This is a genomic window from Arsenophonus sp. PmNCSU2021_1 (genome assembly GCF_036919435.1).
In the GTDB taxonomy this organism is placed as follows: Bacteria; Pseudomonadota; Gammaproteobacteria; order Enterobacterales; family Enterobacteriaceae; genus Arsenophonus; species Arsenophonus nilaparvatae.
Genome location: NZ_JAZHPL010000011.1, coordinates 511,689 through 532,872, shown reverse-complemented (window position 1 = coordinate 532,872; position 21,184 = coordinate 511,689). Strand labels below are relative to the sequence as shown.

Sequence of the window (21,184 nt, the reverse complement as noted above, 5' to 3'; positions counted from 1 at the left end):
TATAGCATCGCTGATATTGCCGCTTGGCCTTGGTATGGCTGGCTGGTGCAAGGCACTTTGTACGATGCAGGCGAATTTCTGTCAGTGCAGAATTATCACCATGTCAAACGCTGGGCTGATGAGATTGCTGCCCGATCCGCAGTGATCCGTGGTCGTAAGGTCAATCGTACAGGTAATGACGGTGTCTCGGAACGCCATCAGGCATCAGACTTGGATTAACATCATTCTCAATTTTCATCAGAGGGACTTTTGCCTGTTCGAGCGGTATGATCAACTGGACAATATTTGTAGATGCTGGTTAATGAAACGCCATACAGTAATGTAAGCTGTTTTCTACTCTGACCGGACTCAAGTAATTTTTTAGCTTGCTGCTGCTGTGCAGAAGATAATGAGCAAGGTCTACCACCGATACGGCCTCTGCTTCTCGCGGCGGCTAAACCCGCCTGAGTTCGCTCAACAATCAGTTCCCGCTCCATTTGTGCCAACGCGCTCATCACATGAAAGAAAAAACGCCCTGCGGATGAAGAGGTGTCGATAGAATCCGTCAAACTATGAAAATGAATCCCTTTATCTTCTAGTTCAGAGATTAAACCGATTAAATGTTTGATGCTGCGGCCTAGTCTATCCAGTTTCCAAACCACCAACGTATCGCCCGCTTTTAAGCAATTTAAAGCGCGTTTTAATCCGGGTCTCTGGTCTGTTTTTCCGCTGATTTTATCCTCAAAAATCTGGTCACAATTTGAGCAAATCAAGGATTTTTGCTGTAAATTGTCAACGATCACCGAAAACTGATCCACTTTTTATCTAAATACGATCAATCAAAATTGATCCACTGTTTTACTCGGTTATTGCTCCTGATCGCCGCTTATCTTTCAATCGATAGCTTTCACCGCTTAATTGCAGTACATGCGAATGATGAAGTAAACGATCAAGCATAGCGGCGGTTAATGTTGCGTCATCAGCAAAAGTACCAGGCCATTGCCCAAATGATAAGTTACTCGTCAATATGACACTACCATGCTCATAACGCTTGGCAATCACATTAAAAAATAGGGTTGCTTCCTCTCGCCCAAACGGCAAGTATCCAATCTCATCTATGATCAACAACTTCGGGGCCATCACCGAACGTGATAGATATTGTTTGAGCTTATTTTGTCGTTTGGCAGTTGAGAGTTGCAACATCAGTTCAGCCGCTGTTGTAAAGCGAGTTTTCTTCCTAGCCTGTACTGCTTTTAATCCTAATCCAATAGCTAAATGCGTTTTACCTACACCACTTGGGCCAAGCAATACGACATTTTCATTACGTTCAATAAATGTTAATGCGCTTAATTCCTGTATTTGTTGTTTAGGAACACTCGTTGCAAACTTAAAATCGAACGTATTAAGTTCTTTGTGTACTGGGAATCCTGCCATCCGACTCAAGAGATTACGAGTTCGTTCATCTCGTTGTTGTTGCTCACATTTTAATAGGGATAGTAAAAACTCTCCGTAGCTTTTGTCTTGGGCAATGCATTGTTCTGCAAGTGATGACCAATGACTGGGAACAGAATTTAATTTCAATGACTCACACAGGTGTTCAATTTGTTCATGCAATAACATGTTCACCTCCCAGCAATGCTTCATATACGCTGATTGAGTGTTGCAAATTGACAGATTCAAGGGGCGGTACGATACGAATATTAAGCGTATTAGTCTGCGGGATAGATTGGCAAACCCTTGCTGGTAAGGGAAGAAGATACTTAACTTCCTTAGCTAATCTGTCTGCTGGCTTTTCTAAAGTTGTTCCATGAATCCGCTGATGGGCAACGCGTTGTAACCATGGACCCACTTTTGCGTTGGCTATCTCGATATCTAGTTCAAGATTATGAGCACGAAGGTCGGTATTTAATGGCACGATAAAACTGTTTTTTAAATAGTGGTTAAAGCGCTCTACTTTCCCTTTCGTTTTTGCCCTGTAGGGCTTGCAAGCCTTCAATTTAAAACCGTAATCTTTCGACATTTGAAGCATTTCGACATGCAATTTATGTTCACCTTCTGCATAAGCATCCCGTTCGATGATGAGGGATTTTGCGTTATCACACAATACTTCCTGTGGTACACCACCAAAATAGTCGAAAGCTTCTCTTAAACCTTGTTGCCACGATCCTGCTCGTTCATTATCAAAGAACTTTACATAACTAGCACGCGAATAGCCTAGTGTTGCAACAAACGCTTTTAGGGATTTTTTACCTCGCCGGATGCTGGTGAAGTCGATTTGCATTTGTTGACCTGGCTGTGTTTCAAAACGGACGACAGCTTCGGGAACAATGCTTGGTTTAAATTGACAAACAAATCGGCGTAACTGAGCAATACCGCCTTGATAACCTCTTTCAGCTACCTCATCAAATAACACTGTTGCAGGGATCCAATCAGGTTTAGCCAATTCAATTCGCTGAAGCAAATAAGGTTTAAAGGGTGCCAGTTTACTCGGTTGTTGACTTCTTTTAGCATAAGTTGGCATTGCCTGTTGTTGTAAATGATGTTTTACGGTGTTACGGGAAATGCCTAATTCACGGGCAATTTTTCGAAGGCTTTGTCCTTGTGTAAAGCGAACATGAATATCCACAAATATCTCCTTGGTTAACATAAATTACCCGTACAAAAATGTACGAATAATACCAAGTGGATCAGTTTTAGATGATCGTTAGTGGATCAGTTTTGCATGATCGGTGACAGTAAATCGGTGTTTTGGTCATTTTTTGACATCCTTATATAGCCAATTTTTGCCATTTTTAACCTTTTCTCAGACCCGGTAAGCCTTGTAATCGCTGGTTATTGTCTAAATTTTACCTAATTTCTCGATTTAATAAAACCTTGGTTTGTTGGAAAAAGAAAATCGGTGGATTAATAAACAGATTTTTAACACGTTAATTAGCGGTAATCTTGACGGTAACGCTGCGTCAGCAACACGTCTACAAACAGCCAGAAAAATCGCGGGAGTAGCCTTTAATGGAAGTGCAGATATCAGTATACCAGCAGGCAATGTCGGCGCTTATACCAAAGTCGAAGTGGATAGTCGTATCAATGCGAAAGGCGCAAAAAATACCGCTCATCTTGTCACCAACGGATGGTGGAAATGCGGGGATACCGGGCTTATCAGGCAATGGGGTATCACGCCACCACTGTATGCCGGACAGATTTATACCCTGACGTTGCCTTGTCCGGTTCCTCATGCCATCTTATCGGCGACAGCGACAGTGAAATTGAAAGGTATTGCCGCAGAGGGTAATTTAGGCACCTATGTTGAAATAGAAGGAAAATCGTTAATTATCAGTGCTGATTATACAAGGACAGCGATTCAAGCGCCTAGAACATGGGAGTTGGTTTGTTACTAACTCTAGATTATCACACTACTTCACGAGTTTCGCACCAATAAAAAAACGCGCTATTTTTAAGTTTAATTCAGCATGATATATAAATAGACAAAACCTTATAAATTAAATACAAATTATTGTAATTTAATAAAATTTATGTGTTTTAGTAACTTGCAGATTAACCATTGCTTTTAAGCCATTTCTAGAACTTTATATGCCTGTGCGAAACTCGTGTACTTTTTTGGTGCTTCCGGCCATGCAATATCCGGCCTTTTGCTGATATCGACAGGGTTTAGCAGCACGCGGTACGTTTTCCACGCGACAAGCTTGGCCCTTTCTGCCTCTGTGGCCATATCGAGGTCTACCGCATCCTGTAGCGGAGCAATAGCGATGCTCGCCATCTGCATCAACTCTGCTTTCTCAAACTTTGCTTTCACAACACGTTCACCCTGAGTCGGGATGCGGCGAACCACTTTTTTACCATCAAAAAGCCAGTCACCGGAGATATCCACCCCACTAGGCAGTTCATCGACGTCGACAACGGTAAACCCTGCGGGGTACAGGCTGGACACATCTTTGGCAATAGAGCGAATGATGCCGGTATCGGGTTCTATGCAGAGTTTGTATTTTTTGGTGAACAGGTTGAGTGATTCATAGAAATCGTGACCGTCTTCACTCTTAAAATACTGGACACCATGACCATAGGGCATGTTATCCGGGGAATAGCGGGAGACATTTTTTAATTCCATAGTGACCTCATTTTGAATCAGAAATGTCAGAAATCGTGCGCCATGCGCCATTGATTTTAATCTGCAACGGGCAATAACGAACCTGATAAACATGTGTACCCGAAGAGCCGTCACCACTCAGTGTCACCCCTACCATGACACACCCCTTCGAGGCATCAGTGGATACACCTTCTGGTGTGTAGATTGCGCTCACGGCACCACGCTGTACATCCCGAACATACCGGGCGTCTGATTCCTCCTTGGTGTAAGCCTGACCCACCCCCTTGGGCTGGAAGGTTTTTTTCAGGTAAGCGTCCAGCCACTGATTTCCCCATTGACTGCCGTAGATATTGCCGTCATGGGCTATCCTTGCAGCTCCGGCATACACGGAAGAAGGGGCATGAAAACCGCCATCTTTATGGAAAACGTACTCACCACCACCGTCACTGCCGTTGTTCAGTCGAACACCATCACCGCCCTTGTCTTTGAAGAGCCACATGCGAACGCTACCATCCTGATTATGAATACCCAGATGCTTGCGATCATCCCCCTTCAGTGAGAGTACACCACCTTGTGAAATAATGTCGCCATTGACCGTTCCGCCGGTTCGTTTGTCCAGTGCGTTTTTTGCACAATCTACCGTTTCCGTTAAACCAAGGTTTTATTGAATTCAGAATTTAGCTAATATTTTGACCAAAACCAGGCATAATAAGTCTTTTAGAGGAAGGTTAAGGGGCTAAAATGGCAAAAATAGGCTATATGAGGGTGTCAAAAAATGACCAAAACACCGATTTACAGCAAAAATCCTTGATTTGCGCAAATTGTGAACAGATTTTTGAGGATAAAATCAGCGGAAAAACAGACCAGAGACCCGGATTAAAACGTGCTCTAAACGCACTGAAATCGGGTGACACATTGGTGGTCTGGAAGCTGGATAGACTGGGTCGCAGCATTAAACATTTGATTACTTTAATATCCAAACTTGAAGATGAAGGCATTCATTTTCATAGTTTAACGGATTCTATCGACACCTCTTCGTCAGCAGGTCGTTTTTTCTTTCATGTGATGAGTGCCTTGGCGCAAATGGAGCGGGAGCTTATTGTTGAACGTACTCAGGCAGGTTTGGCTGCAGCGAGAAGCAGAGGACGAAGAAAAAAAACCGCTTTACCACGACGGCTGAACTTATGTTGCAACTCTCAACTGCAAAACGACAAAATAAGCTCAAACAATATCTATCACGTTCGGTGATGGCCCCGAAGTTATTGATCATAGATTAGATTGCATATCTACCGTTTGGGCGAGAGGAAGCAAACCTATTTTTCAATGTGATTGCCAAACGTTAGCAAAGACTTGAAAAATTTAGTGGAGTGTGAGACTAAAGAGACTGTATTTATTTAAGGGGGATAATAATGAGTGAATTTTCGGGAAAGGATTTATATCAAATAAAAATCACACTAATTGATAGTAAACCACTAATTTGGCGACGTTTGATCGTTCTGAAGACAATACCTCTTGATGAACTACACATGGTTATACAATTAGCTATGGGTTGGACAAATGATCATTTGTACAGTTTTGAAAAAGGAGATTTGCGATATGGAATGATTATGGACGATTTTAAAGAAACATATCTGCAAGATAGTACAGGTGTGCCTTTGAGCAAACTCCTTCGTAAGAAAGGAGAAAAAATGGTTTACTTATACGATTTCGGAGACAACTGGGATCATTGCATTTTGCTTGAAGAATCATCATTGCCTGATCAGGAATTACTCCAGCTCCCCATCTGTATAAAGGGAGCGGAAGCCTGCCCATCTGAAGACTCTGGGGGGCTTTGGGGATATTACCAAAAGCTCAAAGATATTCAAGATGTTGATAATCCAGAGCGTGAAGAATTACACGAGTGGCTAATGTGCGACATAGCTGAACGAGCATATGACCTTAAAACTATCAATCAGCGGTTGATTAATTTTTACTCTTGAAATATACACATGGAGTGTCCATAGTTCAAAAGGTAGCATTTTAAGTGCTACCTCTGAGACTAAGGTGAGAACATGAGTGCTCTATTGACGAGCAGTTTGGTTAATAAATATTCGCTATCTTGCCCTCGCTGGGACACAGCATCAAGAATTTAATCGGTTTAATCTCTGAATTGAAAGATAAAGGGATTCATTTTCATAGTTTGACAGATTCTATCAACATCTATTCGTAAGTAGGGCGTTCTTTTATGTGATGAACGCTTTGGGGCTAATGGAGCTTACAGCGGCGAGAAGCAGAGAGAGCGTATCGGCGGTAGGTCTTGCTCATTTATCTTATGTATAGGAACAGTAGGCTCAAGAATTACTTGAGTCCTGCCATAGTAGAAAAAAGCTTGTATTACTTTATCTAGTTTCATCGGCCATCATCTACAAATATTGTCCCGTTGATCGTACCACTAGAACAGACCAAAGTGCCTCCGATGAAAAATAACAGTGTAATTCCGTTGCACTGATGGAAACAAGAGTAGCTCACCATTTATCGCACGTTTTGGCTTCAAATATCGCACGCCGCATCAACGGAGGCTTTGTAGAGATTACGGTTGAGATGTGCGATGGTTTTTTGCTCTACGGCGGCGATATAACTATCAAGCAGCACATCTTCACTGCTATCGTTTAATTCAATCCTGCATTGTCGTTTGACCTGTTCTTTGTCAATAAACATGTTGGTTTATTTCCAGTAAAAAAATGGCCTACATGGGTAGACCATCGAGTTTAATGTTGATTACTAGCCACCACTACCTGATTGACCGCCTTTCCCAGCCCCCCTGCATTTGACGGTTCGGCAGGCGACACCGCTATTTTGGTTAAATCCCCTTTGATAAACGCTTCGGGGCGGTAAACTGCGAGTGCCAGACGCTCTTCACAACGAATCGAGATCATGTTCTTCTCAAAATCATCGGTATTTTCGGTGCTAATCACCACGTTGGCTTCTTCACGGTCAAACAGTTGAGCACCTAAACTAAACGAACCCACCAGGAATTTATCTTTAAACTCAGCGGCTTCTGTGACAACAACGGGTAAGCCCCACAATGTCGGTGTCGTCATGGCGGCCGGATTGGAGAGGAGATAACGCCCCAGCGTATCCTTGACAAGTTCAATCTGTGCCCAGTTAGTAAAGTGCAACACATGGCCTGTCGCAGGGATCCGTGACAGTTGCGCTTGTAGCATGGCAAGCCGCAGATCATCAATCGCGGTTCGATGTGCCGGTGTTAATTCCGCTTTGAATGCTGTGGCCTGAGTAAAGATCCCGTTCAGGTTTGAACCGGTACCGTCACCGAAGAGAATTTGCTGCTCTTCAACGTATTTCAGGCCATAACGTAGCTCCATATCGATAAGGGAGGCCAGTTGCGAAAAGTCATCCAGAATTTGCTTGGAGGCTTTAAACATATGGGCAATCGTGCGAACGGGGACGGTTGCCTCTTCAAATTCAATCGTGCTATAGGGCTTCGCGGTATTTTCCGCGACAGTCTTGGCATTATTGGTAAATCCTTTCTGCTTCACGTAATAAATCGTGTTACTTTGCGTCTTTCCACTGGCAATCAAATCACGAATAAACAACCGTTGCTTCGGCTTGGTCAAGATGTCTGATTGACGGTCGGGGGCGACAATCGTTCCGGTGACATCCGATGAAATAAGTGCGGCGTTAATCGGTGCTATCACCCGCTTACTGGATTCCATGCCCGAGCCTAAAGCCTGCACGACCTCCATGCCAACCACCTGTTGACCGATAGAACTCACCACGTTCAACGCATTGGCGACTGGCATTTGGGCAAGATGTTGTTCAACTTCGCCTACCTGGGCTTTCAGGGTTTTTTCTGCTTCGCGTAAGGCGTTCAATTCGACTGCCATTTTATCAACGACCGCTTTGGTTTCAGCGGAAAGCTCACCGGATTTTTGCGCTTCCTTCAGGGCTTTCTCGGCCTGGGCGCTATATTTGCTGCTGGCTTCTTCAATAGAAGCCGTTACTTTCTTAAACATTTCATTAATATCAGACATATTGTCTCCAGTTTAATGGGGTATCGACACCAGACGACGCAAGGCATTATCCAGTTGTGTCACGGTCTCGGAGGAAATATCAGGGGTAGCGCACAGCGTACCGTGAGACGGGGTGATAGCGCCCGGCATATCACCCTGTAAGGCTTTCAGTAATCGTCGTCGTTCAGCTCTGGGCGTATTGGCTTTCGCTAAGAGTGAATCAATTTTTCTCAACGCGGCAGTGGGAGAAGCGTTATCCTGTTGTGTGCTATCGGCGGGCAGGAAGGTATCAGCAAACCCTTTCTCTACGGCTTCTCCACCATTAATCCAGGTTTCATTATCCATCATTGCGGTGATCATCTTTTCATCCATGCCGGTTCTGGCAACGTAAACATCGCGCATGGCAAAATCAAAAGGCATCATTTTTTCAGCAATCTCGGCAAAGTCATGGCGATTACCGACGGCCATACCCCAGGTGTTGTGGATCATCAGAAAAGCACTGCGCCCGATTTGTATCTCATCGCCTGACATGGCAATGATTGAAGCCGCAGAAGCCGCTAATCCCAATATTTTTACGGTCACTTTGCCCGCATATTCACGGAGTTGATTGAAGATAGTCAGCCCTTCAAACAGATCGCCACCCGGCGAATTGATATTGACGGTGACATCTTGACCTTCCAGTGAACGCAATATTGCGCCAATCCGTTTAGCGGTGATCCCTTCGCCTGCCCAATCCTGCCCAATCGTCTCAAATATCGATAGCGTATTATCATCCTGGCTTGATGCCCTGATGCTGCTGTTCCATTTTTCCAATGCTGACGGTGAAATTTCACTGGTCATTTTTGGACAGGGACACGAGTTTCGCACAGGCGTATAAAATACTAGAAATGGCTTAAAATCGATGATTAATCTTCAAGTTACTAAAACACATAAATTTTATTAAATTACAATAAGTTGCTTTTGATTTATAAGATTCTGTCTATTTATATATTATGCTGGATTAAACTTAAAGATAGAGCGTTTATTTATTGGTGCGAAACTCGTGAGGGAAAAACCGCCGGTAATACCGGAAGTGCATTTTTTTTCATCGGGAAAAACTCCAGTTATTCTGTTTCTTGCTGGTTGCCAGTCGGGTGATGAGAAGGTTTTTTTTCAGGGAATAACCAGGCACTTAGCGCGGCTCGTGCTTTTTCGCCGTCATTTTCCTGCCCCAGTTGATTGAGGGGCGTCAGGTTCAACTGAACGGTATACAGGTCTCCGCCATCAATCGGCGGCAGATTTTCCAGTCTCCGCACATCATTGCGATTCATCCAGCCATTTTGTAGCGCGGTCGTGTAATAAGCCGCTCTACCACTACTGTCGGTTCTGAGCAGTCCTTCAACAGAAAATTCCGCAAAATAATCCTCGTCATTATCCAGCAGACAGCGGGCGATTTCCTGTTCAATATTGACCAGTAAGGGCCGTAAGGTATTGGTCAGGAAAATCAGGTTCATCCCTTCCACGCTCGAAGCCCAACTGCTTTGTTTTGTAATATGACCGACCATAAACGGCGGAACGCGATACCAGCGGCAGATTTCTTCGACGCTATGATCGCGGCTTTCCAGCATTTGCGAGGTTTGTGGATCGAGGGTGATACCATTAAATTTCATTCCAGCTTCCAGCAGCATCACTTTGCCGGTATTTTCTGACCCTGAAAATCGTTCAAGCTCTTTATTAAACGTTTCTCGTTGCTCCTTGCTGAGTAATTTGTCGAAAGTGACAAAACCGGATGCCGACATGCCTTTCTGGAAATACCGCGCTGCCGTTGTTTCGAGTGACATCGCGGAGCCAAACACCTCACGACCGGTTTTTAACGGCATCATGCCGCAAATGCCGTCTAATCCGAACCCCCGTATGTGCATCATGTCATTATCTGCAATAACTCGCGGTTTTAATGAGGAATAACCGGGCTTGCTGTCGTGGGTATAATGGTATTCCAGTCGCCCGTTATCACCCCGTTTAACGGTGATGTTTTGGGGTAATAGTGGGACGAGGGAGACCAGACGCTGACCGACCTTCTTTTTTTCAACAAAGGCATTACCGCGTAAACACAAGCTGGCAACAATCATTTGGATAAAACGCGAAGGTGTCATTTCCAGGTTAGGACGACGACACAGGACAGGATAAGCAGGGTGCTGCTGTGCGAGGCTGCATGAACCATCCGACTCGCGGTGATAGAGTTTGAGCGGTAACGTGGATATCGATTCACTCAGCAGACGCACACAAGCCCAAACCGCAGAAAGTTGCAGGGCTTTATCCGTTGTCACCACTTGTCCGCTCTTACTCTGGCTATAGTCATGAAACGATGACAGCGTATCCGTTAAATTCTGTGGCACCCCTAGCCAGTTGAGCACCGCGCTTTTAATTTTACCGGGAGATTGATGTTTTTTCACTACAGTCCTACCATAATCGGATTGGTTAAAAAGCCATCCAGATCGCCGCTTTCTTCCTCAACAACCTCGGCGGCCCCGATGGCCATCGCCAGTGCGACCACACCGTCAATACGTCCGTTGCTACGGCGTTTGCTAAAAACACGATTGCCGTTTTTATCTTCTTCAATAACCGTATTCGCGGCGTTCCCGCGTAGGCAGGGGTTGAAATCAATACGTAATTCGCCACCGAGAAGATGCTGCTCAAACAATTCAATGGATCGCGGCATCCAAAGTCCGGATTGTTTTGATTTGCCGAAGCCTTGTCCGTGCGGCGTTAATAGCGTATTCACCCCTTCGTTTTCCAGTTCTGGCCGTAAATAATCAATATGATACGCATCGTAGGCAATACGATTGAGGGTATAGCGTGCGGATAATTCGGCTATCCGTTGGGCAACAAAGCTCAGATTAATCGCATTCCCTGGCGGGGCGTTAAGATAACCCGCTCGCAACCAGGCATCGTAAGGCACTCTGTCGACCCTGGCACGTTCCAGTAAGGTGTCTTTCGGTGTCCAGAACTCGACATAAGCCACTTTTTCTTCCGGCCAATAAAGCGCCAGCGCCGTTAAATCCTGCTTGCCGGATAAATCCAGGCCACCGTAGCAGGGTGAGTTTGCCAGCGCCGCTAAATCCAGCGAGGTTTTCTCACACGCTATCCAGCTATCACTATTAATCCAGGGATTCTCGGCATCGACCCACTGACAGAAATTAAGACGACGAACCAGGCTCTCTTTGGCAGGCATCCCCCGCGCTTGCGTGACTTGCTCCTGTAGGTAACGGTCGCTGAACGTATGACCGAGTGAAGGATTGGCTTTTTTCCAGCAGCTTGTCTCCTTGAACGGATCATCACCTTCATCCAGCGAACAAATGAACGCGAAAAAGCTATCATCCTCAATGCTACCTTCTGCCACTTTACGGCCGTATTCATGATAGTCGTAGCACACACTGGTTTTGTCGTGTCCGCTGTTGGTTATCATGAAAATCAATGCCTGTTGGCGGCCTTTTGTGCCCGCCCGCATCATTTCCACGACCTGATTACTTTTGTGTTCGTGAATTTCGTCAATCAAGGCACAGTGAGGACGCGGGCCGGATTGCCCATCATCGGCACTGATAGGCCGGAAAAAAGCACAGGCTTGTAAAAAAGCCAGATTCCACTCCTTACCCGCCCCACCGGATTTCTGGATACGTTCGGCCAGCTTTGGCGATTGGTCTACCATCGCGACGGCGTCACGAAACAGGATCATCGCCTGGTCTTTTTTGGTGGCAGCGGCATAGACTTCGGCTCGCGCTTCATTATCGGCAACCAGGCAATATAGCCCTATCCCCGCCGCAAGGGGCGATTTTCCCGATCCTTTTCCGGCTTCAACGTAGGCCATCCGAAAACGGCGTTGTCCTTCGTTGTTTAGCCAGCCAAAAAGGGAGCCAACGATAAAACACTGCCAAGGGAGTAAATTAAACGGCTTGCCTTCATAGATACCGCCGTTCAATTTCAATACGTTGGAAAAAAAACGGATGGCACGCTGTGCGGATCCGACATCCCACAACAGACCCCGCGTATTACCCGTCGATAAATCCCGCAAGTGACGTTGACAGGCATGACGAATATCAGGTCCGGCAATCTCCACGCCTGAAACAACTTGAGTGGCATAGTGGGTGGCCAAATCAGTGAGCGAAGAATTCGTCGAGCTCGTCCGGGGTTTTTTCTTTGTCATACGTCCTCACCTTGGTTCTTGCTGCGGGTGTTAAGCCAAATTCAACCAGATAGCTTTTAAAGCGTTTATCCGCATCCGACAGCATCGAAACGGCTGGATTCGCCTTGATTAATACGCCGTTTTGAGAATGCACCTCAAACGTTTCACCGTTGCTCGCTATCAAGGCGAGATACCGCAGGATCTCAGCGTAAATATCACACAGCCTTTCCAGTGCAAAAGCATCGGCGATCGTTAATACGCCCATGCTATTTAACAGCAGCGTTAGCCGCTCCCAGGTTTCTTTTGCCGTATTGGATAAGTGTTTTGGGGGAGGGGCTGAATAGGGTGGTGGGGTAGGCTCTGCGCTATTGAGAGGTCTTCTTCCTGGATTGCCGGTCACTAATTTTAAGGCGGTGGGTTTTGGGCGTCTTCCTGCCATAAAGGTATCCATTTTGTTGATTTTTTATAAAAGTATTTGTATTTCAATAACATGTGATATTTTTTGAAATGGAATTTCATTTCGCGACTGTGCGTACAGAGGGGGCACGTGGGTCAGTAAGCTTTATTTACTGAAACTTTTAACCCACCCTCCCTATTTATTCTGTTGATACCAGTGACTATTGGGATCACTCGGCATCCCGTTTTCATCACAGCCAAAGCCCTTGTTACCTTTTTCCATCCGTTGCTTGGTTGTGTTGTGATGCTGAACACAGAGTGGTTGCCAGTTCTTTTCATCCCAGAATAGTTTTTGGGCTATCTTCAATTCTTCTGTCGTCTTAGCGACGCGCAGACGATGCGGTATGATATGATCAACCACGGTTGCCGGATTGATGAAATTATTGGCTTGACACATGGCACATAAAGGATGTTTGGCAAGAAATGCCCGCCGCGCTTTATCCCAGCGAGAATTGTAGAGTTGAATTTTCTTCATAAGAACAGTCATGTTTTACAGGAAGGTCTAGGAATTTGGCTGGGTATTTTGATTATTCTGGTTAAATAATGCCTTTAATTCTTTCTGGAGATCGTTGAGACATTCAGGATTAATTTTGAAAGCATGCGATTTTATTGATTGAGCCTTGTCATTTTCGCTATATTTTTCTATAGGAAAAGTCTTCACATAATTTATTCTTGAAGTAGGTATAAAAAATTCTATTCGATGAACCGTTGTAAAGTTCAAGAAATCATTATTTATTACTGGTTCACATATTGATATATACTCCTCTTGAGTATCGCTTTCATAAAAAGAAACCTGTATTGCATAAGAGCCAATTGACCTAATTCTTGCCATAATTATTCATTCTCCAAGAGGGGTTTATCTTTCTGGTCATATAATATCGTGATAGCTTCATATCCCGCTAACTCAGCCCATTTATTATATTCCACTGCTGAACGATAAATATCAGAATAAATATCTTTGGTTTCATTGGCGAGTTTTTCAACGTGATCAATGATTATTTCATGTATGCTTATCTGGGGTTTGTTGCCGAAAAAATAGGATGGAGCAATGCCCAATTCGTGTATAATAGATAGCCTGTATTCAAGAAACTCAATCCGTGATTTAATTTTTTCTTTTAGAAACACGCAGTGACCTATTGCTTCATAATGTGGTGCTTGATTTAATGTCATTTTTAATTCCTCTTTATAATTTACCCAACATCTTAATGGTGCGAGCATGTCTTTTCTGTATTCTAGACAAAGCCTCCATAAAAGGATCTTTGGCATTTTTAACCGCTTCAATATCGTCATCTTCACTTGGCGATTCAGGTAATGGCATCCAATAACTAGCTGTGCACGTTTTCTGGATACCTTGACAACAATCTGCATGGTGAAAGTGGTAATTACCAAGATAAATACCGACCAGACATTCTTTTCTATCCTTTCGATAAATAAGCACTGTTTCGTTAATATCTGGCAGACGAACACTACAAGAAATCCAGTTCATTCATTCTTCGCTTCCTGTTGATGAGACAATACGACTCGCCGCACATAGTCCTGCAAGCCGTTTATTTGCTGCTCGGCAATTTCGATTCTTCGTCTGAGAGTGAAATAATTTCGTTGAGCGGTGTAGTCAAGTCTGGCGCTGGCTGCATCATCCAGGCTGGAGGAGGTGGCATTGGCTGACACATTGGAACAGGTTGCTTTGACGCGCAACCGGCGACGATTAGCAGCCACATCCCACTCAAGCTGGGTAATAAGTTTCTTATCATATTCAAGCTCTTTGGTGTGTTTCCTGTCCAGCGCAGTGACGGTTTGTATCTGCCGACTTAGCTGTTCAAATGCAACCTGTTGTTTTTCCCTATCCGAGACAGCAATCTTCCGTGCTTTTTCAGCGTCGTAATACAGTGTCCGGTAATACAGGGTGGCACCTGACATTGAGGTCAGTAGCAAAGCGACAATGAGAGGAATTTTCCAGTTCATTTTTCTACACAATACGCTATACCATTAATTGATCTCAATGTTTCAAACTTTACCTCAAATATGGCTTTCGCTTTTTCGCAACGTGCTTCTGATGAAAATTCCTGACTACTCACCGAGGCAAAATCAGTTTCTGAAAAAGGAGCTGCATACATAGCAAAAATTAATATCCACATGGGATACACCTCGTTATCTTTTGATTTGAGGCTGGTACTTTCCAGCCCAGACTTTGGCAACATGTAGGCAATCGGCAAAAATCTTACCCTTTGCGCTGGCTGCATTACGGCGATAATGTTCTAACGCCACGTCTGCACTAATTCGTGCCACTGATTGCTCGTAACCCTGCTTAACAAGTTCAGTTACTACGTGTTTCTCAATGAATTCGATATAGTTCTTCATGCGGTTTTTTCTCCTCATCTATATCAGGAAAATCACCCAAGTCGCACAGCTTGAATTGAATAAGGTCTTTCACCAGTTGTTCAGCTTTTTTAATTGATTTTTTCTCTTTCCTGCGTAGCGTCATCAGATTGCTACCTTTTTGGCCGTGCTCCGTGAAAGAATACTTTTCAGCCAGTGCGACCCGATCTTGCATCTGCTTAATGGTGAGTTCTGTTAAACCTGACAAGTCGAGAAGGTTAATATCTTGACCACCTTCTAACTCAGTCATCCTGTCGAACACGGTGGCCTGTAGTTCGTAGCTATAGCTCATAGCCATCAAACAGGCTTCACGCTTGGGAAATCGGTAGCAGGGGTAAGTTCGTCCTTTGTCATCGGTGTAATCGGCAAAATATTTTGCCGATCCCTCACCAAGAACTTTTGGTACCTTGGCAATAAAGCTTTTGTGCTGTAGGCGACGATACTTCTTGCAAGGGAACACCAATCCTTCACTTTTTGCTTTTGATGCACGGTCAGCGTTAATGTAGTCGATCATTTCAAGGCTACTCATGGTAGGTTTTTTTGATACAGGTAGTACTACAACATTTGAATATTGCATTGCGTTTTCCTTTTGAAATGAACCTTTGCCGCCCAGGAAATCAGTCCATCGAGGCTCGCCAGCACTAACCGACTTCCTCAAAGGCGCATTTCAAATGGTTCAGGTTCGATGTGATGCTTTACGCAGCGGGGCGCTATGGGTATAGCAAAGCCTTGAGCGAGACCAAGGCTCATTGGGTTGGATGGATGAGTAAATGTGGATTTAAACAAAGTTCCCGTTCTACCTCCCTGCGTTTAATCAGCCCGTTTGATACCTTTCCTTCATCGTATTTCCATCGTCGCATCTGGTCACAAGCGCCTTGAATATCTCCGGCGTTCAACTTTTTAAGCAGCGTTGAATTGGCAAATGCGCGACTACCGATGTTGTAAACAAATGAAGTCAAGGCGGCTTTTTGTAAATCGGTAAGCGGTACAGTGACATAACGTTCAACGGCGGAGCGTGCTATCAGCAAGTCCTGCTTCATCAACGTGTTGCATTCTTCTTCGTTATAAATTTCCCCTGGCGTAACATCCTTGCCGGTATGACCGTGACAGACAGTGAGCACGCCGCCGCCATCACGATAGGGCTTATAGCGCTTACCTTCGTGCCACTGCACCAAGACGGCAGCCAGTGCTAATGCGCCGCCTACCGTTGCCGCCGCAAGGCGTTTTTGAAGTTGGCTATTCATTAAGATTTCTCGTTCGATAACGATATTCCTTGTGCCGGTAATACCAGTTCAACCCAATGGTCAGCACTGAACAGATAATACCCGTCACCAGCGCCCACTCGCTGAGCGATAACGCACCGCATAGAAACGTCGTCGCGCTGGCACCATAGGCAGTGCCTGTTGTGTATTTTTCAATGTTATTCATAGATAGTTTTATTTATTTTCGAGTGTTTTAATAATGGGGTATGTTTCTTCTGAGGAAAGGGGAGCGCTTCGTCAAAAAATCATACCTTTGTTATTAATTTGAGGAGTAAAATTTTCTATTTCTTTTTTAGTCTGCAAAAATCTATCTGTTTCCAACTCTACGCCGATAGCTTGCCGACCTAATTGAATTGCGGCTTTTACCGCCGAACCAGAACCCATAAAGAAATCCGCTACAGTATGACCTGACCTGCTACTGGCGTTAATAATGTGTTCAAGTAAGGCTGCTGGCTTTTCACAGGGATGTTTGCCGGGATAATACAGTACGGGTGGAAAGTTCCACACATCGGTATACGGCATGTCTTTGGTGACAGAAAAAGGTCGGCGCAAGTTTTCATATTGTCGCTTAAGTTCGGCATAGTTTTTCATCAGTTCACCATAATCACGCTGAAGTTCGCCGTGCTTCAAACTCAGTTGATGGTGATTTTTGACGAGAGACGACGCTAATTTCTTCTCTGCTGCTTTTTGCGAAAAGAATTGCTGCAATTTTTCGTATTGTGATTTGTTGGGTAGCTGCCACTGAGAATACGAGAACCAATGCCGATGCATGTAGCTTCCCATATACTTTTCTATTTCTTTTCCCGTGATATTGAGTTGATTTTTTGCGGTGATGAAATAGTCAATCAGCGGAGCAAACACTTTGCCTTTTAACTCAGCGCATTTCAATGCATAGCCAGCGTCATTTTTTGCTGTACCCTCTGCTTCGTACTGCTCGGCAAACAATATTCGCTCGGTGCTGGGGAAAAATGAGCGGAGCGTATCTTTCTTCTGTCGCCGCCACGGGCCAAACGGTTTAGCCCAAATAATGTTATTTAACACCCTCATATGATTTCTTAGCATAATTTCGGTATCAGCCGCCAATGCCGCACTACAAAACAGATAGAGACTACCGTTTGGCTTTAATATCCGCTGGAATTCAACGAGGTAATCATTTAGCCACGCTAGATATTGCGCGGTTGTTTTCCACTGCCTGTCCCAAGCGCATGATTTAACACGGTAGTATGGCGGGTCAGTTACAATAAGATCGATGGAATTATCTGACAGTGTTTTGATATATGGCAACGAGTCTCCGTTAACCAATATTGGTTGGTTTGAAAAAGTCATCGTTGTTACCTTGGATTTTAAATGTGATTGACCCTGTTGGTATGTTGATGATTTTTTAGTCAGCCACGGTTAACAATATTCATCAATAATGACGACACACTTGCCACCTTTTACACCGCCGTTGTTATCCATCTTCTCAACGGTCATCACGCGAACCTGGCTATCATCGTCCCAAATATCCGCCCCCGTTAAAGAATCGAGTACGCCTTTGGAGTAATTGTCCACATCACGCTTTATCTTGTTGGGTAGATAGAGTTGCATCAATACAGAGACCTCACCTTTAAATTTTTGACAGTCAGATTTCTGGCGCATCTCGTTGACAATTTTTGCGGTTGTTGCTTTAAATGCTTTAGCTTTATCGCTTAAGTAGGGGCGTTTTGAATTATGTCGCCAATAGGTATTAACGCTGGGCGGGAAAGGGAGTTCGATTATCATGTTTTCATTCAAACCTTACTGGGAAATATTTATCTAAGAATATTTGCAATAATGAAAGGAGCTTTTCAGCCTTGGCTTCCCATCTACCAATAAAAAAACTCAAATCAGTATTTTGAACTACACCCAGGTAAAAAATGATTGGGAGAGCAAGGATAATAAATAAAAACCGGATAAAAATGTTGATATAGTTACTCATGCTTCACGCTCTTTTTAATAGTTTGTTTCTTTGGACATATGTCATTCTGCACCCAAGTCTTCTCCACGGTCGCCAGATAAATAACACACTGCCCTTGCTGTTGCCCGCCTTTCCTTCCTTGCCTGTTTCGGCAGGGATAAATGAGAGTCGTCCCTCGGTGATGAAACGCACTTCATCAGATGTTTTTAACGCTTCATAAAACCATGCTGTAGAGGTATCAGAAGGCAGTAGCATCACAATAGTCTGATTCTGTTTTCTACACTGCTGAGCCGCTTTCTTCACCCAAGGCATAATCTTGCTATAGGGGGGATTGCAGAAAATGGCCCCGTCGCTATTCCAATCGCATCTCAGTGCGTCTTGCTGTTCAGTTAAAAATGCTTTGCATAGCGCGTTGCTTTTATCGGCGGCAGCATCCAGTTTGAAATTAAATTCAGCATCAAGTGCTCGAAATACTTCAATAGGCGTACGCCACCGATCTTTGAATGGTTTCGGTGTATGACTGATTAGCATAATTTCTAAACCACAGTAGGATTTTTATATAACGGAGGGTTCCAGACTTTGTTAATCATGCAGCGTGGCGTGGTTTGATTGTTTCTGCTTTCCTCCAACTTAACTGATACATCCCAAAGTTTGGGGTCAATATTTAGTGTTTTCTCAACATGGTAGCCCTTCTGGGTGTATTGCTTAACCAGCCTGTTGGCTTGTCGTGTACTAATGGCTTCATGTCGAAACCAGCTTTTTTTGAGCATATTATTTAACTACTCTTGAAAATTTAACCAAATCCCACCCTTACGCCACTGTGAGCGCTTTTATCGATGAGGTGGTAGGTTTGAGTATTGTACACGAGTTTCGCACCAATAAATAAACGCTCTTTTTTTAAGTTTAATTCAGCATAATATATAAATAGACAGAATCTTATAAATCAAAAACAACTTATTGTAATTTAAGTAAATTTATACGTTTTAGTAACTTGCCGATTAATCATTGCTTTTGAGCCATTTATAGAATTTTATATGTCTGTGCGAAACTCGTGTTGTAGAGAGTAAAAACGCCGCTACGGGCGTTTTAGCATGGTTAAAATTGATTTCTGGCTGATGTCTGAGTTTATGCAGCCATGCGTGAACGGTAACTGCCCCACGTGAACGTCAATGTGCAGCCGCCCCCGTCGTTCATACGGTCGATAACGCGCTCCCCGATAAATCCGGCCAGTTCGTTTAATGCCAGATTGCTGATGATTATCGTTGGCTTCATACTCTCGTAGCGCGTATTAATGACCTCGAATAAAATCATTTTTTCCGCCTCGCTACCAAACTGAACGCCTACTTCGTCGATGATGAGCAAGTCAGGTTGCGTATAGCGCTTGATAACGTCAGCTTCTGAACATTCTGCGTTTTTGCTCCAGGTTGATTTAAATTCGCGGGCAATTCGCAAAACTGTCGTGAATAGCGCTGAATTTTGGTGCTCGTTGATAACGTGTTTCGCAATCGACAGTGCCAGATGATTCTTGCCTGTCCCAGGCTTGCCACACATCACCAAGCCGCCACCCCGCTTAAGACGTTCAGGCCAATGGGTGGTATAGTCGTTACAAAGTTTTAAACAACGTGCCGCATCGGTGTTCACTCGTTCGTAATTATCCAAGGTAACATCGGCAAAGCGTTCCGGCAGGTTCAGGTTATCCATGAGCATTTTAATTTTGCTGCGCTTACGGTGTTTTTCCTGCTCTGCTTCGGCTTGCTCCAACTGGGTTAATTTTTCGGTCAGGCAAGCTGGGCATTCGCTTCTTGTTTCAATTCCTTTGCCGTGAAGTGCCATCCTGCGGCAACGCTGTTTGAATAAGCCGTGCCTGTCACAGATGGCCTCCTTCTCCTCGTAAACCGTGTGCTCTAGTGGCTTGGGTGGCGCATTCAGGTCTGCCAGTTTTTGACGCACAGTAGTAATTTCTGCGCTGTAGTTCATAGCCCCTCCTTCGCTAGACACTCCCTTGCCCAATCAGGTAGCTGCGGTTCCCCATAGTCCTTGTCAGCAAAGCTATCTGCGACAGAGTGGGGTTTCGTCTGCTGAGTTCTTCCGGGTTGATTAGGCTCGAAGAGTCCTTGCCAGCCGTTGGCGATACTGGCGTTAATAATTTCTTCAGGCTGATGTCCGTTATCGCGGCACTTGCCTAGCAGCTTGATAGCCTGAGTCACCGTCTGCTGGGATTTGATCGGCTTTTTGATTTCCTTGCGGTACTGCACCCAGGAATCCCAAACTGGTTTGGGTAGCCAAGTGGGAAGTTCTACCGAGCTTGGGTCAAACGATTTTGATTTTGCCGAAGGAGGGGTTTGGGGTGGTTTATGTTTTAAACTATTTCTTTCCTGTCTTTCCTTTCTTTGGTGTTTAGCTGACTTGGCTAAACTCTCATTAGCCGTTTCAGCTAATGTGTAGCTGTTTTGGCAACCTTTAGCTAATTTGGTAATGTTTAGCTGATTTGGCTTATTTTTATTAGCTGATTCAGCTAAACTTTTATTAAAACTCCAATCATGATAATTTTGATTTATAGCCACCTCATTTCTGATTTTTAATATCATATTCATATCTTCAAGTTCTTTTCTAACCTTGCAGACATGCGTATGATGAATACCCGTCATTTTCCCTAACTGTGTATTAGTGATACGATCAGATTTTTTATTCCAGCCAAGAGTAAGTCTGTGTATCGCATCAAATATCTTGTATTGCCTCAATGTAATGGGCGCAAGTAGTAGCGCTTCCTTTAGTTCATTATTCCACTGAGTGAAACCAATATCATTTCCAGTCATGAGAAACGCCTGTTCCTCATCTTTTGATTTAAAATAGGCATAGGTAACGTTAGTCATAACGGTTCTCCTTTTTATTTTTAACTTATAT

General features: G+C 44.2%; 29 protein-coding genes and 3 pseudogenes. 5 read left to right on the top strand and 27 right to left on the bottom strand.

Annotated features, from left to right (window positions below; translation table 11 throughout):
• Nucleotides 1-219: pseudogene (locus V3224_RS28925) on the top strand (glutathione-dependent disulfide-bond oxidoreductase); the annotation flags it as partial.
• Between the two features lie 8 nt (nt 220-227).
• Here the strand turns inward: V3224_RS28925 and V3224_RS28920 are convergent.
• From V3224_RS28920 to istA, 3 genes are read right to left on the bottom strand one after another with little or no spacing between them, the layout of a single operon-like run.
• Complete coding sequence (locus tag V3224_RS28920) at nt 228-782, bottom strand: recombinase family protein (protein ID WP_334469158.1); 555 nt, start codon at nt 780-782, stop codon at nt 228-230.
• A gap of 55 nt (nt 783-837) precedes the next feature.
• Entirely contained in the window at nt 838-1,599 is a 762-nt protein-coding gene (gene istB / locus V3224_RS28915) for an IS21-like element helper ATPase IstB (RefSeq protein ID WP_334469160.1), read from the bottom strand.
• On the bottom strand, nt 1,586-2,626 hold the full coding sequence (gene istA, locus V3224_RS28910; RefSeq protein WP_334469161.1) for an IS21 family transposase: 1,041 nt from the start codon (nt 2,624-2,626) through the stop codon (nt 1,586-1,588). The genes istB and istA overlap by 14 nt, the downstream gene beginning before the upstream one ends.
• A 235-nt stretch (nt 2,627-2,861) precedes the next feature.
• On the opposite strand from istA, the gene V3224_RS28905 reads away from it, so the two are divergent.
• A complete protein-coding gene (locus V3224_RS28905) occupies nt 2,862-3,374 on the top strand; it encodes a gp53-like domain-containing protein (RefSeq protein WP_334469164.1) in 513 nt (170 codons plus the stop codon).
• A 170-nt stretch (nt 3,375-3,544) separates the two neighbouring features.
• On the opposite strand, the gene V3224_RS28900 is transcribed toward V3224_RS28905, so the two are convergent.
• Both V3224_RS28900 and V3224_RS28895 read right to left on the bottom strand, forming a co-directional pair.
• Nucleotides 3,545-4,102, bottom strand: a complete 558-nt coding sequence (locus tag V3224_RS28900) for a tail fiber assembly protein (RefSeq protein ID WP_334469167.1) — start codon at nt 4,100-4,102, stop codon at nt 3,545-3,547.
• A 7-nt stretch (nt 4,103-4,109) separates the two neighbouring features.
• Nucleotides 4,110-4,607 (bottom strand): tail fiber protein, encoded by a 498-nt coding sequence (locus V3224_RS28895; RefSeq protein ID WP_334473922.1) that lies wholly within the window; start codon nt 4,605-4,607, stop codon nt 4,110-4,112.
• Nucleotides 4,608-4,822: 215 nt separating this feature from the next.
• On the opposite strand from V3224_RS28895, the pseudogene V3224_RS28890 reads away from it, so the two are divergent.
• From V3224_RS28890 to V3224_RS28880, 3 genes and pseudogenes are all read left to right on the top strand, one after another.
• Nucleotides 4,823-5,230 (top strand): annotated as a pseudogene (locus tag V3224_RS28890) (recombinase family protein); the annotation flags it as partial.
• A 2-nt stretch (nt 5,231-5,232) separates the two neighbouring features.
• A pseudogene (locus tag V3224_RS28885) lies at nt 5,233-5,421 on the top strand (ATP-binding protein); the annotation flags it as partial.
• Nucleotides 5,422-5,490: 69 nt separating this feature from the next.
• A complete protein-coding gene (locus tag V3224_RS28880; protein ID WP_334467940.1) occupies nt 5,491-6,060 on the top strand; it encodes a plasmid pRiA4b ORF-3 family protein in 570 nt (189 codons plus the stop codon).
• A gap of 550 nt (nt 6,061-6,610) precedes the next feature.
• On the opposite strand, the gene V3224_RS28875 is transcribed toward V3224_RS28880, so the two are convergent.
• The 22 genes from V3224_RS28875 to V3224_RS28770 all read right to left on the bottom strand — a co-directional run bounded on the left by V3224_RS28875 (nt 6,611) and on the right by V3224_RS28770 (nt 21,153).
• Nucleotides 6,611-6,778, bottom strand: coding sequence for a head-tail connector protein (locus V3224_RS28875; RefSeq protein WP_334473784.1), 168 nt, complete (start codon nt 6,776-6,778; stop codon nt 6,611-6,613).
• Nucleotides 6,779-6,828: 50 nt separating this feature from the next.
• Nucleotides 6,829-8,112, bottom strand: coding sequence for a phage major capsid protein (locus V3224_RS28870; RefSeq protein WP_334473783.1), 1,284 nt, complete (start codon nt 8,110-8,112; stop codon nt 6,829-6,831).
• Between the two features lie 12 nt (nt 8,113-8,124).
• Nucleotides 8,125-8,931, bottom strand: coding sequence for a head maturation protease, ClpP-related (locus V3224_RS28865; protein WP_334473921.1), 807 nt, complete (start codon nt 8,929-8,931; stop codon nt 8,125-8,127).
• Between the two features lie 263 nt (nt 8,932-9,194).
• Entirely contained in the window at nt 9,195-10,523 is a 1,329-nt protein-coding gene (locus V3224_RS28860) for a phage portal protein (protein ID WP_334473782.1), read from the bottom strand.
• Nucleotides 10,523-12,271: a terminase large subunit gene (locus tag V3224_RS28855; RefSeq protein WP_334473780.1), complete on the bottom strand. Its 1,749-nt coding sequence runs from the start codon at nt 12,269-12,271 to the stop codon at nt 10,523-10,525. The genes V3224_RS28860 and V3224_RS28855 overlap by 1 nt, the downstream gene beginning before the upstream one ends.
• On the bottom strand, nt 12,222-12,689 hold the full coding sequence (locus V3224_RS28850) for a phage terminase small subunit P27 family (RefSeq protein WP_334473779.1): 468 nt from the start codon (nt 12,687-12,689) through the stop codon (nt 12,222-12,224). Before V3224_RS28850 ends, V3224_RS28855 begins: the two co-directional genes overlap by 50 nt.
• 153 nt (nt 12,690-12,842) lie before the next feature.
• On the bottom strand, nt 12,843-13,181 hold the full coding sequence (locus V3224_RS28845; protein ID WP_334473920.1) for an HNH endonuclease signature motif containing protein: 339 nt from the start codon (nt 13,179-13,181) through the stop codon (nt 12,843-12,845).
• 27 nt (nt 13,182-13,208) lie between these two features.
• Nucleotides 13,209-13,538 (bottom strand): hypothetical protein, encoded by a 330-nt coding sequence (locus tag V3224_RS28840; RefSeq protein ID WP_334473778.1) that lies wholly within the window; start codon nt 13,536-13,538, stop codon nt 13,209-13,211.
• A 2-nt stretch (nt 13,539-13,540) separates the two neighbouring features.
• On the bottom strand, nt 13,541-13,876 hold the full coding sequence (locus V3224_RS28835) for a hypothetical protein (protein WP_334473777.1): 336 nt from the start codon (nt 13,874-13,876) through the stop codon (nt 13,541-13,543).
• A gap of 13 nt (nt 13,877-13,889) precedes the next feature.
• The gene (locus V3224_RS28830; protein ID WP_334473776.1) at nt 13,890-14,192 is read right to left on the bottom strand and encodes a DUF551 domain-containing protein; all 303 of its coding nucleotides are present in this window, start codon (nt 14,190-14,192) and stop codon (nt 13,890-13,892) included.
• Entirely contained in the window at nt 14,189-14,668 is a 480-nt protein-coding gene (locus V3224_RS28825) for a lysis protein (protein WP_334473774.1), read from the bottom strand. Before V3224_RS28825 ends, V3224_RS28830 begins: the two co-directional genes overlap by 4 nt.
• The gene (locus V3224_RS28820) at nt 14,665-14,841 is read right to left on the bottom strand and encodes a hypothetical protein (RefSeq protein ID WP_334473772.1); all 177 of its coding nucleotides are present in this window, start codon (nt 14,839-14,841) and stop codon (nt 14,665-14,667) included. Before V3224_RS28820 ends, V3224_RS28825 begins: the two co-directional genes overlap by 4 nt.
• A 13-nt stretch (nt 14,842-14,854) precedes the next feature.
• A complete protein-coding gene (locus tag V3224_RS28815; protein WP_334473770.1) occupies nt 14,855-14,992 on the bottom strand; it encodes a hypothetical protein in 138 nt (45 codons plus the stop codon).
• Between the two features lie 46 nt (nt 14,993-15,038).
• Nucleotides 15,039-15,611, bottom strand: a complete 573-nt coding sequence (locus V3224_RS28810; protein WP_442891153.1) for a Rha family transcriptional regulator — start codon at nt 15,609-15,611, stop codon at nt 15,039-15,041.
• A gap of 217 nt (nt 15,612-15,828) precedes the next feature.
• Entirely contained in the window at nt 15,829-16,326 is a 498-nt protein-coding gene (locus V3224_RS28805) for a lysozyme (RefSeq protein WP_334473767.1), read from the bottom strand.
• Nucleotides 16,319-16,510, bottom strand: a complete 192-nt coding sequence (locus tag V3224_RS28800) for a phage holin family protein (protein ID WP_334473765.1) — start codon at nt 16,508-16,510, stop codon at nt 16,319-16,321. Before V3224_RS28800 ends, V3224_RS28805 begins: the two co-directional genes overlap by 8 nt.
• Nucleotides 16,511-16,581: 71 nt before the next feature.
• Complete coding sequence (locus V3224_RS28795) at nt 16,582-17,670, bottom strand: DNA-methyltransferase (protein WP_334473764.1); 1,089 nt, start codon at nt 17,668-17,670, stop codon at nt 16,582-16,584.
• Nucleotides 17,671-17,739: 69 nt separating this feature from the next.
• Nucleotides 17,740-18,105, bottom strand: a complete 366-nt coding sequence (locus tag V3224_RS28790; protein ID WP_334473763.1) for a RusA family crossover junction endodeoxyribonuclease — start codon at nt 18,103-18,105, stop codon at nt 17,740-17,742.
• A 4-nt stretch (nt 18,106-18,109) separates the two neighbouring features.
• Nucleotides 18,110-18,301, bottom strand: a complete 192-nt coding sequence (locus V3224_RS28785) for a hypothetical protein (protein WP_334473603.1) — start codon at nt 18,299-18,301, stop codon at nt 18,110-18,112.
• Between the two features lie 3 nt (nt 18,302-18,304).
• Nucleotides 18,305-18,811: a phage N-6-adenine-methyltransferase gene (locus V3224_RS28780; RefSeq protein ID WP_334473761.1), complete on the bottom strand. Its 507-nt coding sequence runs from the start codon at nt 18,809-18,811 to the stop codon at nt 18,305-18,307.
• Between the two features lie 594 nt (nt 18,812-19,405).
• On the bottom strand, nt 19,406-20,257 hold the full coding sequence (locus V3224_RS28775) for an ATP-binding protein (protein ID WP_334473759.1): 852 nt from the start codon (nt 20,255-20,257) through the stop codon (nt 19,406-19,408).
• A complete protein-coding gene (locus V3224_RS28770; protein ID WP_334473757.1) occupies nt 20,254-21,153 on the bottom strand; it encodes a replication protein in 900 nt (299 codons plus the stop codon). The genes V3224_RS28775 and V3224_RS28770 overlap by 4 nt, the downstream gene beginning before the upstream one ends.
• Nucleotides 21,154-21,184 lie beyond the last annotated feature (31 nt).